The following is a 12709-nucleotide window of genomic DNA, read 5'->3' on the forward strand; positions in this document are numbered from 1 at the left end:
CATGGTGAGGAGCGCGGCAACGCCGCGCGTCTCGAACCATGAGGCCAATGAGCTTCCACGTCCGGGCCTCATCCTTCGAGACGCCCGCCATGCGGGCTTCTCAGGATGAGGGTTAAGGTTGGCAGTGACCTGGCTCAATCGATGACGACGTTTCGTGAGCTCGGCGTCCGGCATCAGTTGGCGACGAAGCCTGCCTCGGTCATCAGCTTCTTGTTGAGGGCGTCGTCATCCTCGAGAAAGCGCACCATGTCCTTGCCGGTGAGGAAGATCGGCTTGAACGCCTGCTTCTCCATGTAGTCCTTGTATTCCGGCGTCTGCGTCACCTTCTCGAGCAGCTCGACATAGAAGTCCTTCTGATCCGGGGTGACCTTGCCCGGCAGGAAGATCGCGCGCAGCATCAGGTACTGGACGTCGAGGCCCTCCTCCTTGCAGGTCGGCACGTCGTTCCAGGACTGATCACCGGCGACCCTGGCCTTGTAGGAGATGCGCTCCTTGTCGAACACGCAGAGAGCCCGCACCTGCCCGGCGCGCCACACTTCGAGATTTTCGGAGGGGTTGTTGACGTTGGACTCGGTGTGGTTGCCGACGAGCTGCGTCGCCGCCTCGCCGCCGGACTTGTAGGGCAGATAGGCGAATTTCGCCCCGGTCTGCTTCTCGATGAAGGCGGTCAGCACATGATCTTCGCGCTTGGAGCCGGTGCCGCCCATCTTGAACGGCGCGGGCGCCGCCTTCGCCGCCTCGACGAAGTCCTTGACCGACTTGTAGGGTTTTGAGGCACTCGACCACAGCACAAACTGGTCGAGGGCGATGATCGACACCGGCGTCAGCTCGCGCCAGTTGAACGGGATCTTGGCCGACAGTGGCAACATGTAGATCAGCGAATAGGCGATCAGCAGCTTGTTGGGATCGCCCTCGCTCGATTTCATGTAGATGAGCGCTTCCGCGCCGGAGGCGCCGCCCTTGAGCGACACCACCGTCGGCTGCTTCATCAGGTTGTTCTTCTGGATCGCGGCCTGCATCATCCGCGCCATCTGGTCGGAGGCGCCGCCGGCGCCCGCCGCCACCACGATCTCGACGGGCTTGGTCGGCTCCCACGCCCGCGCCGCCGGCATGCCTGCCAGCAGAATCGCCCCCGCGGCGATCGCCTTCACGAAAGCTTGCATCGTTTCTCTCCCATTGTCTTGTCAGCCGGTTATCCGGTCTTGGTCGGCAAGATACGTCAGGTCGCAGAACGTCCCGTGGGACGTCGTCTCTCCTTCATGGTCGATCGGAATGGTCGGGACGGCGCGTCAGGTCGCGCCGTCGAGCAGCGAGGCCATAGCCGCGGTAACGCCGCCGGGACGATGCGGCACGCGGGCGCGCGCCAGCCCCATCTCGACGCCGGCGAGCGTGCCCATCAGCATCAGGTCGTTGAAATGGCCGAGATGGCCGATACGGAATACCCTGCCCTTCACTTTCGACAGGCCTGCGCCGAGCGACATGTCGAAATGATCGAGCGTGACCTGGCGGAAGTGATCGGCGTCATGCCCCTCGGGCATCAAGACCGCCGTGAGGATCGGTGAATGCTCGTCCTCGTTGAGGCAGAGGATCTCGAGCCCCCAGGCGCGCACCGCGGCGCGGGCGGCCGCGGCGTGGCGCAGATGACGGGCGAAGACATTGTCGAGCCCCTCCTCCTGCAGCATGGCGACGGCCTCCTTCAGGCCGTACAGCAGGTTGGTCGCCGGCGTGTAGGGCCAGCCGCCGCTGACATTGCTGGCGATGATCTCGTTCCAGTCCCAATACGAGCGCGGCATGGCGTTGGCCTTCGCCGCCGCCAGCGCCTTGTCGGAAACGGCGTTGAAGCCGAGGCCGGGCGGCAGCATCAGGCCCTTCTGCGAGCATGACACGGTGACGTCGACGCCCCAGCCGTCGTGCTCATAGGCGATCGAGCCCAGCGACGAGATGGTGTCGACCATGAACAGCGCCGGATGCGATGCACGGTCGATCGCCTTGCGGATCTTGGCAATGCGGCTGGTGACCCCGGTCGAGGTCTCGTTGTGCACCACCATCACCGCCTTGATGACATGGTCACGGTCCTCGCGCAGGCGCGCCTCGATCGCCTCCGGGCTCGCGCCATGGCGCCAGTCGCCGGGCAGGAATTCGACCTCGATCCGGAAACGGCGGGCGAGCGTGCACCACAGCGTGGCGAAGTGGCCGGTCTCCGCCATCAGCACCTTGTCGCCTGGCGACAGCGTGTTGACGATCGCCGCCTCCCACGCCCCGGTCCCGGACGACGGATAGATGATGACGGGCTTTTCGGTGCGAAACACCGTCTTGCAGCCCTCCAGCACCTCACGGCCGAGCTGCGCGAACTCGGGTCCGCGATGATCGATGGTCGGCATGTCCATCGCCCGCAGGACGCGGTCCGGAACGTTGGTTGGCCCGGGAATCTGCAGGAAGTGGCGCCCGGTGTGGACGGGGGCATTGGTGGGCATCGGTCGCTCCCTGGTATTTTTTGAATTCACGAATTTTTACGACGCCAGAAACTTGGAAATAATCGTATACACTTCTCGCTTCATGACAAGCCGAATGTCAGGTAAGGTGCGTTTTATTTGTTCACAGCGCCCTCTCCCACACTGAAAATGCCGGGAGCGCGCTGCGCACCAGGGAGAAAGACGTGAGCAACCGCCTGTCGGCCGCCAGCCTGAAAGTGGTCGAAAGCCCGCCCGCATCGCTGCACGAGGACATCCTCGGCCAGCTCCGCGACTTCATTGTCGAGGGCCAGCTCGCGCCGGGCGCGCGCATCCCCGAGCGCGAACTGTGCGAGCGCTTCAGCATCTCCCGCACGCCGCTGCGCGAGGCGCTCAAGGTGCTGGCCGCCGAGGGACTGATCGAGCTGCTGCCGAACCGTGGCGCGCGGGTCCGCCAGTTCACGGAAAGCGACATCCGCAGCCTGTTCGAGATGATCTCGGGCCTCGACTTCGTCGCCGGCCGCCTCGCCTGCGAGCGCATCAGCGACAGCGGAATCGCCGAGATCGAGCGCCTGCACATGGAAATGTACGGCCACTACCTGCGCCGCGAACTCGCCGACTATTTCCGCCTCAACCAGCAGATCCACCAGGCGATCGTCGACGCCGCCGGCAACCCGCTTCTCAGCGCCAATTATGCCAACCTCAACGCCATCGTGCGGCGGCTGCGCTATTCGGCCAATCTCGTGCACCGCGACCGCCTCGGCGACGCCATGCGCGAACACGAGGGCATCGTCGACGCCCTGCGCCGCCGCGCTGGCGACGAACTCAGCCTGCTGATGTTCGAGCACATGCGGCGCAAGTGCGACGCGGCCTGCGAACGCCTCACCGACAATCCAGCCCTTGACGAATTCAATATTGAAGATAAACCGGCATCCGTCGATTAATTTTGAATTCAAAAATAATTCCGCGCTGCAGCATACCTGCATGCGGATATCAGGGCGGATCGAGGTTCCGGATGGCCAAACAGCAGGACACCCCACGCGCGGACGATCACGGCGCCCCGCCCCTGATGCGCCGCCTCCAGCGCGACATCAGCGGTGAGGTGTACACCAGCGCCTTCGACCGCGGCCGCTATGCCACCGACGCCTCGTTCTACCAGATGATGCCGGCCGCCGTGGTGGTGCCGCGCACCACGGACGACGCGCTGCAGGCGCTGGCGATCGCCCGCGACGAAGGCGTCAGCGTCACCCCGCGCGGCGGCGGCACCTCGCAATGCGGCCAGACCGTCAACACCGGCGTCGTCATCGACGTCTCCCGACACCTCAACCGCATCCTGTCGCTCGACGTCGAGAACCGCCGTTGCGTGGTCGAGCCCGGCATCGTGCTCGACGACCTCAACCGCCAGCTCAGGCGCCATGGCCTGTGGTTTCCGATCGACGTGTCCACGGCGTCGCGGGCCACCATCGGCGGCATGGCCGGCAACAATTCCTGCGGCGGCCGCTCGCTGCGTTACGGCACCATGCGCGACAACACGCTGTCGCTGGAGGCCGCCCTCGCCGACGGCACCGTGCTGCCATTCGGGCCGGTGTCGCGCGATGCCGCCACACGCAACAGCGACGAACCGGGCGTGGCGCTGACACGCGACATGCTGGCGCTCGGCGCGCGCGAGGCCCCCGAGATCGCGGCACGGTTTCCCGGCGTGCAACGCCGCGTCGGCGGCTACAACCTCGACGCGCTGACGCCGTCGGCCGCTCCCAACAACATGGCGCACCTGCTGGTCGGCTCCGAAGGCACCCTCGCCTTCACCACCAAGGCCGAGCTCAGGCTGTGGCCGCTGATCCGCAACAAGGTGCTCGGCGTCTGCCATTTCGGCAGCTTCTATGAGGCGATGGACGCCACCCAGCACCTCGTCAAGCTCAAGCCGATCGCGGTCGAGCTGGTCGACCGCACCATGATCGGGCTCGGCCGCGACATCGCCATGTTCCGCCCGACCATCGAAGCCGCGGTGCGCGGCGATCCCGATGCGCTGCTGGTGGTCGAGTTCGCGGAGGAAAACCAGGACGAGAACCTGCGGCGCCTGAAGCAGCTGTCCGAACTGATGGCCGATCTCGGCTTCGGCTGGAACGAGGCGCCGCGGCGCTGGGGCGGCGTGGTCGAGGTGGTCGAACCGGCGCTGCAGGCCAGCATCGCCGATTTCCGCGCCGCCGGGCTCAACGTCATGATGTCGATGAAGCAGGAAGGCAAGCCGGTGTCCTTCGTCGAGGACTGCGCGGTGCCGCTGCCCCATCTCGCCGAGTACACCGACCGCCTCAACACCATCTTCGCCAGGCACGGCACCCGTCCGACGATGTACGCACATGCGTCCGAGGGCTGCCTGCATGTCCGGCCGGTGCTCAATCTCAAGCTCGACACCGATGTCAAGGCGATGCGCGCGATCGCCGAGGAAGCGTTCGCGATGGTGCGGGAGTTCAAGGGCTCGCACTCCGGCGAGCACGGCGACGGCATCGTGCGTTCGGAATTCCATGAGGCGATGTTCGGCGCGCGGCTGGTCGCGGCGTTCGGCGAGGTCAAGCACCGCTTCGATCCCGGCGACACCCTCAACCCCGGCAAGATCGTCGACGCACCGCGGATGGACGACCGCAGCCTGTTCCGCTACCCGCCGGGCTACCATGTCGACGATTTCAGGACGGCGCTCGACTGGTCGGCCTATCCCGGCGCCGCCGGCGGCTTCCAGGGCGCCGTCGAGATGTGCAACAACAACGGCGCCTGCCGCAAGCTCGAGGGCGGCGTGATGTGCCCGTCCTATCGGGCGACACGCAACGAGCGCGACGTCACCCGTGGCCGCGCCAACACGCTGCGGCTCGCGATCTCCGGCCAGCTCGGGCCCGATGCGCTGGCGTCCGACGCCATGGCGGAGACGATGAAGCTGTGCGTCTCCTGCAAGGCGTGCCGGCGCGAGTGCCCGACCGGCGTCGACATGGCGAAGATGAAGATCGAGGTGCTGGCGGCACGGGCGAAAAGCCGCGGCCTGTCGCTGCGCGACCGGCTGGTCGGCCATCTGCCGCGCTACGCGCCATGGGCCGCGCGGCTCGCACCGCTGCTCAACCTGCGCAACGACAGCGCCCTGCTGCGCCGGCTCGGCGAGACCATCACCGGTTTCAGCGCCCGACGCGACCTGCCGCGCTGGCGCCGCGACGTGTTCGCGCCGCCGGCCGATGCGCTCGGCCCAACTGACGGCCCCGAGGTGGTGCTGTTCGCCGATACGTTCAACCGCATCTACGAGCGCGAGAACCTCGACGCCGCGCTGCAGGTGCTGGTCGCCGCCGGCCGCCGCGTCCACCTGGCGCGGCCGCGGGACACCAGCGCCCGGCCGCTGTGCTGCGGCCGCACCTATCTCTCTGCCGGTCTTGTCGACGAGGCCCGCGCTGAGCTCGACCGCGTCGTCACGACGCTGATGCCGTTCGTCACCCGCGGCGTGCCGGTGGTCGGGCTCGAACCGAGCTGTCTGCTGACACTGCGCGACGAACTGCTGTCGCTGCGGCGGGACGACGACGCCCGGCGCATCGCCGAGCACGCGCTGACGTTCGAGGAATACCTCGCCCGCGAAGCCAGGGGCGGCCGCCTGCAATTGTCGCTCGGCGCGATCGCGGACAAGGCGCTGGTGCACGGCCACTGCCACCAGAAGGCATTCGATGCGTTCAAGCCCGTCGAGCAGGTGCTGCGGCTGATCCCCCAGCTCGATGTCGAGACCATCGAATCGAGCTGCTGCGGCATGGCCGGCGCGTTCGGCTATGGCGCCGAAACCTACGACACCTCGATCGAGATGGCGGAGGCCGCCCTGCTGCCCGCGGCGCGCAAGGCCGCACCCGACACACTGATCGTCGCCGACGGCACGTCCTGCCGCCACCAGATCAAGGACGGCAGCGGGCGCGAGGCGCTGCATGTCGCCCGGGTGCTGGCCCGCAGCCTCGACAGGGGCACCATGTCCCCGCCCCATTGAAACCCGGTCCACCGTTCTGCAAGATCGCCCTTCCACGACGTCAACGAGGCTTCCCATGTCCGAGCTCAAACTCGATACCGCACTCATCATTCTCAACACCGCGCTGTCGACGGCTGCCGACAAGAAGCTCAACCCGCTGGCCGTCGCGGTGCTCGACGCCCGCGGCTGCATCAAGGCCGCCGTCGCCCAGGACGGCACCAGCCTGCTGCGCAACGACATCGCCCACGGCAAGGCCTATGGCGCGCTGGCGCTCGGCATCGGCTCGCGCGCGATCTTCAAGCGCGCCAACGAGCAGCCTTATTTTGTCGACGCCGTGAACACGCTGGCGCGCGGCGCGATCGTGCCGGTCCCAGGCGGCGTGCTGATCAAGGACGCGAGTGGCGCCCTCGTCGGCGCTATCGGCATCAGCGGCGACACCTCGGACAACGATGAAGCCTGCGCGGTGGCCGGCATCGCCGCCGCCGGGCTCACCGCCGTCACCGGCTGACCACCGGCCTCGCCTCATCCCCGTGCCGCCGGAGCGCCGCGCATGAGCCTTCCTCGCGCCTCACAAGCCCTGTCGCGTTTCACCGTGCTCGACCTCACGCGTATCCGCTCCGGCCCGACGGCGGTGCGGCAGCTCGCCGACTGGGGCGCCGACGTCATCAAGATCGAGGCCCCGACCGACATCGCCGATGCCGAGCAGCCTGGCGGCCCGCGCCATGGCGCTGATTTCCAGAACCTGCATCGCAACAAGCGGGCGATGACGCTGAACCTGAAGGATCCGCGGGGGCGAGACGCCTTCCTGCGCCTTGCAGCCAGGGCCGACGTCGTGGTCGAGAACTACCGTCCGGACGTCAAGGCCAAGCTCGGCATCGACTACGAGGCGCTGCGCGCGATCAATCCGCGCATCGTCTATGCCAGCATCTCCGGCTTCGGCCAGGACGGCCCCTATCACAAGCGGCCAGGCTTCGATCAGATCGCGCAGGGCATGGGCGGGCTGATGTCGATCACCGGCGCGCCGGGCGAAGGCCCGATGCGGGTCGGCATCCCGATCGCCGACCTCACCGCCGGACTGTTCTGCGCCATGGGCATCCTGACCGCGCTGCTGGAGCGCGAGCAATCCGGCCAGGGCCAGTGGGTCCAGACCTCGCTGCTGCAGGCCCAGATCTTCATGCTCGACTTCCAGGCGGCGCGCTGGCTGATGCATGGCGACGTGCCCCGGCAAGCCGGCAACAACCACCCGACCTCGATCCCGACCGGGGTGTTCAGGACGTCGGACGGCTACATCAACATCGCTGCCACCGGCCACAACATGTGGGAACGCCTGGCGCAGGCCATCGGCGCGCCCGAACTGCTGGAGGACGATCGCTTCAAGACCAGCGCCGGCCGCTCGGCCAACCGCGACGCCCTCAATGCCGCCATCGAGCAGAAGACACGGAGCCGTCCGAGCACCGACTGGGTCGAGGTCCTCAACGCCGCGAGCGTGCCGTGCGGGCCGATCTACACAGTCGACCAGATGTTCGACGACGCCCAGGTGCGCCATCTCGGCATCGCCCAGGATGTGCCCAATCCGGAGGCACGGCCGATCCGCCTGGTCGGTCAGCCGGTGACGCTGTCCCGCACGCCGAGCCGCCTCGCCGCCCGGCCGCCCGAGGTCGGCGAGCATACCGATGCGGTGCTCGGCGAATTCGGCTTCAGCCCCGGCGAGATTGCAGAGCTCAGGGCCGCCAAGATCGTATAGAGAGACCCGACCATCAGGCGGCGCCTCGCCGACCGACGCATTCGAGAAACCTGGGAACCTGGTATGACGCAAACGGACAAGATGCTCTCGCGCAAGGAGAACGGCGTCGGCTACGTCATCTTCAACAATCCGGAGCGCCACAACGCGGTGTCGCTGGAGATGTGGCGGGCGTGCGCGGACTTCATGGCCGCCTTCGCGACCGATCCGGAGGTGCGCGTCGTGGTGCTGACCGGCGCCGGCGGCAAGGCGTTCGTGTCGGGCGCCGACATCTCGAAGTTCGGCGACGAGCGCGCCTCCGAGGACGCGGTCAAGGTCTACAACGACACCGTGGAACGCGGCTACGCCTCGGTCCATGAATTCCCCAAGCCGACCATCGCCATGATCAGGGGCTATTGCATCGGCGGCGGCATGGGGCTGGCGAGCTGCTGCGACCTGCGGATCTGCTCGGACAATTCGCGCTTCGGCGTGCCGGCGGCCAAGCTCGGCCTCGGCTATGCCTATCCCGGCGTCAAGCGGCTGATGGACATCGTCGGACCGTCGTTCACCAAGGAGATCTTCTACACCGCGCGCCAGTTCGACGCCGTTGAGGCCCGCGAGATGGGTCTCGTCAACCGCGTGGTCGCCGCCGACCAGCTCGAGGACTATGTGCGCACCTATGCCGAGACGATCTCGGCCAATGCGCCGCTGACGGTCGACTCGATCAAGCTGATCGTCGGCGAGGCGCTCAAGGACGAGAGCCAGCGCGACATGAAGGCGTGCACTAAGGCCGTCGCCACCTGCTTCGCCAGCCGCGACTATGAGGAAGGCCGCAAGGCCTTCCTCGAAAAGCGCAAGCCCGTCTTCCAGGGCCGCTGATGCCCTACTTCGGCGCCGGCACCACCGTCTGGTGCTGGTCGCCGAGGCCTGCGATGCCGAGACTGATGCGGTCGCCGGCCTTGAGATATTGCGGCGGCCGCATTCCCATGCCAACGCCGGGCGGCGTGCCGGTGGTGATGACGTCCCCCGGCTCCAGGATCATGAACTGCGAGATGTAGTGCACGAGGTGCGCGACGCCGAAGATCATGGTCCGGGTCGAACCGCGCTGCATGTGCGCGCCGTTGACGTCGAGCCACATGTCGAGATTCTGGATGTCCGGGATTTCGTCCAGCGTCACCAGCCACGGGCCGAGCGGGCCGAAGGTCGGGCAGCCCTTGCCCTTGGTCCAGGTGCCGCCGCGCTCGATCTGGAACGCGCGCTCGGACACGTCGTTGCAGACGCACAGCCCCGCGACATAGGACAGCGCATCCTTCTCCTCGACATAGGAGCAGGTGTCGCCGATCACGACCGCGAGCTCGACCTCCCAGTCGAGCTTGGTCGAGCCACGGGGAATCTGCACATCGTCGTTCGGCCCGACGATGCAGGACGGCGCCTTGTTGAACAGGATCGGCTCCGGCGGGATCGCGGCGCCGGTCTCGGCGGCATGGTCGGCGTAGTTGAGCCCGACCGCGACGAAGTTGCGGACATGGCCGACGCAGGCGCCGAGACGAACTCCCGCGGCCACGACCGGCAAGGTCTCCACCTTGACGCCGCGCAGTCTCGCCATGGTCGCACGGCCGAGCGAGGCGCCGGCGATGTCCGGCACCACCGACGACAGATCCCGGATCTGGCCGTCGCGATCGAGGATGCCGGGCTTCTCGGCTCCCGGCTGGCCGTGTCGAACGAGCTTCATGTTGCGCCTCCCTGTTATGGTCGTTGAGGCCGCGCCGCCATTGCAGCGCGGCCGCGGGCATCACAGCCGGTAGAGCCGTGCCGCGGTGTCGTGGAGGATGGCACGCTGCTCGCCTTCGCTGAAGCCGGCGATCGCCGCACGGAAGGTGCGGTACAGCGTGCGGTAGTCGGTCCACAGCTTCTCAATCGGAAAATTGCTGCCATAGAGGCAGCGGTCGGCGCCAAATATCCCGACGGTGTCGCGGATGACCGGCTCCATCACATCGGCGCGGCAGGCATGGACGAAGGTGCCAAGGCCGGACAGCTTGACGCAGACGTTGGGCTGCGCCGCCAGCGCTTCCATGCCTTCGCGCCACCGTCTCACGCCCTCGGCCGACACGTCCTCGCGCATGCCGGCATGCAGCAGCACGAAGGTGATGTCGGGAAACGCCCTGGCAAGCGCCGCACCATCGGCCATCTGGCTGGTGAACACCTGCAGCTCGAACAGAAAGCCATGCCGCGCGAGATGGGCGAGCCCGCGCCGCCATGCCGGATCATTCATCACCCCCGGATGCGGCGCAAAGCGGTATTGCGGATTGGCGTGCCAGTGCAGTTGCTGGCGGATGCCGCGCACCGTCGGCAACTGCGCGAGGCGATCGAGCAGCGCCGCGCAATCGGGATCGGCCAGATCGGCATGGGCGACGCAGGCCTGCGGCCAGCCCGTGGCGTCGTGAACCGACTGCACCCAGGCAGCCTCGTCATAACTGCCGCCGGGCGGCCAGTTGGTCTGCACATACACCGACTTGACGACGTCGCAGCCTGCGAGATCGGCACGAAACTCGTCGATCGGATAGTCGCGGCGGATCGCCTCGTAGGGACCGAAGATGCGCGGCACCTGCGGCCCGGACAGCCATGTCAGATCCTTCAGCCGCCAGATGTGATGATGCGCGTCGATGGTGGGAATGGCCTGCACGTCGTTCTTTCCTGTTGCTTGTCGTATCAGTCGGTCAGGGCTTCGGCACGGGAAGCCCGGCCATGGTCTCGATCACGGTGGCCACGGCCGCGGTGTCCTGCGCGCCGAAGCCGGACGCCACCGCGGCGTTGAACAGCGGCACCGCCGCCGAGAACATCGGGGTCGGACAGGCCAGCGTGTTGGCGAAGTCGGCGATCACCCGCATGTCCTTGCGCCACAGCTCGAGCGGCATGGTGCGGATCGGCAGGTAGGTGTCGGCGACCAGCATCGGTCCGCGCACGTCGAGCACCCGCGAGCCGGCAGCGCCATCGCGGACGACCTCGAACACCTGCGCCGGATCGAGCCCGGCCTTGCGCGCCAGCGCGAACGCCTCGCCCGCGACGGCGGTGTGCACCGCGACCATCAGGTTGGCGACATACTTCATCTTCGAGCCGTTGCCGAACGCACCGAGATAGTGCGGCGCACGGGAGAATCCCTCGAACGCCGGCAGACAGCGGTCATAGGCCTCGCGCGGACCGCTGCCATAGATCAGCACGTCGCGCACCTCCGCCTGGCTGCCGGACCCCGACAGCGGACAGTCGAGCATGACCATGCCGGCGGCGGCGAGCTGCGCCCGCGCGCTCTCCTTGTCCTCGAGGGTGAAGGTGCTGGTCTCGGCGACGACGCGATCCGCGCGCGGCAGCGTCGCCAGTTCCCTGACGACATCGAACAGCGCCGCCGCCGACGGCAGCGACGTGAGCAGGATGTCGGCCGCGGCGCCAACATCTCTCGCCGACGCCGCAGCGCGGCCGCCATTGGCGACCAGCCGCGCGACCGCTTCGGGCTGCACATCGTGGCCGATCACCGTGAACCCGGCCTCGACCAGGTTGCGGCCCATGGCCGAGCCCATGATTCCGAGGCCAATGATGCCGACGGTCCGGTTCAATTGATCAGTCACATCCACACTCCAATGGCGCCATCAATCCGCATGCCGGCTCGCCCAGAACGCCGGCAGCTCGGTGCAGTCGCGGCCGCCCCAGCCTTCCCGGCTGGCCTGGTCATAGACCGCGAGCGTCCTCTCGGCGAGCGGCAGATCAAAGCCCAGCGCCTGCGCCTCGGCAACCATGGTGCGAAAATCCTTGCGGATGGAATCGCAGTCGAACGTCACGGCGCCGGCGGCATGCGCCTTGAAGGCCTCGGCGACAGCGCCGCCCCGCGCCTTCAGCACGTTCGGGCCGCCGGAGGTATCGGCGAACAATTCGACCAGCCACGCCGGATCGAGATCGAGATGCCGGCACAGCGCATAGGCTTCCCCGAACGCCTGCCAGAAAATGCCGAGCGGCAGGTTGATGGCAAGCTTCATGCTCGCCCCCGCGCCGACCGGACCGACCCGGTCGACCCGGCGGCAGAGCTGGGCGAGCAGCGGCTGCGCGCGGGCGAAGTCGTCCGGCGCGGCGCCGGCGAGCCCGAGCAGCTTGCCGGTCTTCGCCGGCCCGACCGTGCCGCCGACCGGACACTCGACGAAGACCGCGTCCTGTGCCCGGACGCGCGCGGCGAGCGCGACCGCGGTCGCCGATTGCACCGTGCTCATGTCGACGACCAGCTTGCCGGCAACGGATCCTGCGAGAATCCCGGACGGGCCGTCATACACCGCGGCGATGGCGTCCGCGTCCGTCAGGATGGTGAGCACCGCCTCGACCGTCGACGCCAGCTCGGCCGGGCTCGCCGCCACCGCCGCACCGGCGGACGCCAGCGGCGTCGTCTTGTCGGCGCTTCTGTTCCACACGGTGACCTCGTGGCCGACCTCCATCAACCGCGCGGCGATGGCGGCTCCCATGCGGCCAAGCCCGGCAACTCCGACTTTCATGCAACGCTCCCGTTATCGTTTCAGGCCGCAA

General features: G+C 67.6%; 11 protein-coding genes. 5 read left to right on the plus strand and 6 right to left on the minus strand.

Features of this window, described 5'->3' with window-relative positions:
- Positions 1 to 173 precede the first annotated feature (173 nt).
- Both JQ639_RS03180 and JQ639_RS03185 read right to left on the minus strand, forming a co-directional pair.
- Positions 174 to 1163: a Bug family tripartite tricarboxylate transporter substrate binding protein gene (locus JQ639_RS03180; protein WP_211969445.1), complete on the minus strand. Its 990-nt coding sequence runs from the start codon at positions 1161 to 1163 to the stop codon at positions 174 to 176.
- A 126-nt stretch (positions 1164 to 1289) separates the two neighbouring features.
- The gene (locus JQ639_RS03185) at positions 1290 to 2474 is read right to left on the minus strand and encodes a pyridoxal-phosphate-dependent aminotransferase family protein (RefSeq protein ID WP_211969444.1); all 1185 of its coding nucleotides are present in this window, start codon (positions 2472 to 2474) and stop codon (positions 1290 to 1292) included.
- A gap of 182 nt (positions 2475 to 2656) precedes the next feature.
- Here JQ639_RS03185 and JQ639_RS03190 point away from each other — a divergent pair, with 182 nt between their 5' ends.
- The 5 genes from JQ639_RS03190 to JQ639_RS03210 all read left to right on the plus strand — a co-directional run bounded on the left by JQ639_RS03190 (position 2657) and on the right by JQ639_RS03210 (position 9028).
- Positions 2657 to 3394 (plus strand): GntR family transcriptional regulator, encoded by a 738-nt coding sequence (locus JQ639_RS03190; RefSeq protein WP_211969443.1) that lies wholly within the window; start codon positions 2657 to 2659, stop codon positions 3392 to 3394.
- Positions 3395 to 3465: 71 nt separating this feature from the next.
- Positions 3466 to 6450 carry an FAD-binding and (Fe-S)-binding domain-containing protein gene (locus JQ639_RS03195; protein WP_211969442.1) on the plus strand — a complete coding sequence of 995 codons (2985 nt, stop codon included), beginning with the start codon at positions 3466 to 3468 and terminating at the stop codon, positions 6448 to 6450.
- Between the two features lie 55 nt (positions 6451 to 6505).
- The gene (locus tag JQ639_RS03200; RefSeq protein WP_211969441.1) at positions 6506 to 6937 is read left to right on the plus strand and encodes a GlcG/HbpS family heme-binding protein; all 432 of its coding nucleotides are present in this window, start codon (positions 6506 to 6508) and stop codon (positions 6935 to 6937) included.
- Positions 6938 to 6979: 42 nt separating this feature from the next.
- A complete protein-coding gene (locus JQ639_RS03205) occupies positions 6980 to 8173 on the plus strand; it encodes a CaiB/BaiF CoA transferase family protein (protein WP_211969440.1) in 1194 nt (397 codons plus the stop codon).
- Positions 8174 to 8236: 63 nt separating this feature from the next.
- Positions 8237 to 9028 carry an enoyl-CoA hydratase gene (locus JQ639_RS03210; protein ID WP_211969439.1) on the plus strand — a complete coding sequence of 264 codons (792 nt, stop codon included), beginning with the start codon at positions 8237 to 8239 and terminating at the stop codon, positions 9026 to 9028.
- Between the two features lie 4 nt (positions 9029 to 9032).
- Here the strand turns inward: JQ639_RS03210 and JQ639_RS03215 are convergent, their stop codons facing one another.
- Genes JQ639_RS03215 through JQ639_RS03230 form a run of 4 tightly spaced genes read right to left on the minus strand, consistent with a single transcriptional unit; the run spans position 9033 to position 12678 of the window.
- Complete coding sequence (locus tag JQ639_RS03215; protein WP_211969438.1) at positions 9033 to 9881, minus strand: fumarylacetoacetate hydrolase family protein; 849 nt, start codon at positions 9879 to 9881, stop codon at positions 9033 to 9035.
- A gap of 60 nt (positions 9882 to 9941) precedes the next feature.
- Positions 9942 to 10832, minus strand: a complete 891-nt coding sequence (locus JQ639_RS03220) for an amidohydrolase family protein (RefSeq protein WP_349644742.1) — start codon at positions 10830 to 10832, stop codon at positions 9942 to 9944.
- A 34-nt stretch (positions 10833 to 10866) separates the two neighbouring features.
- The gene (locus JQ639_RS03225) at positions 10867 to 11769 is read right to left on the minus strand and encodes an NAD(P)-dependent oxidoreductase (RefSeq protein ID WP_211969437.1); all 903 of its coding nucleotides are present in this window, start codon (positions 11767 to 11769) and stop codon (positions 10867 to 10869) included.
- Positions 11770 to 11790: 21 nt separating this feature from the next.
- Entirely contained in the window at positions 11791 to 12678 is an 888-nt protein-coding gene (locus JQ639_RS03230) for an NAD(P)-dependent oxidoreductase (RefSeq protein WP_211969436.1), read from the minus strand.
- Between the last annotated feature and the right edge of the window lie 31 nt (positions 12679 to 12709).

It is taken from the genome of Bradyrhizobium sp. U87765 SZCCT0048, assembly GCF_018131225.1.
Lineage (GTDB): Bacteria > Pseudomonadota > Alphaproteobacteria > Rhizobiales > Xanthobacteraceae > Bradyrhizobium_A.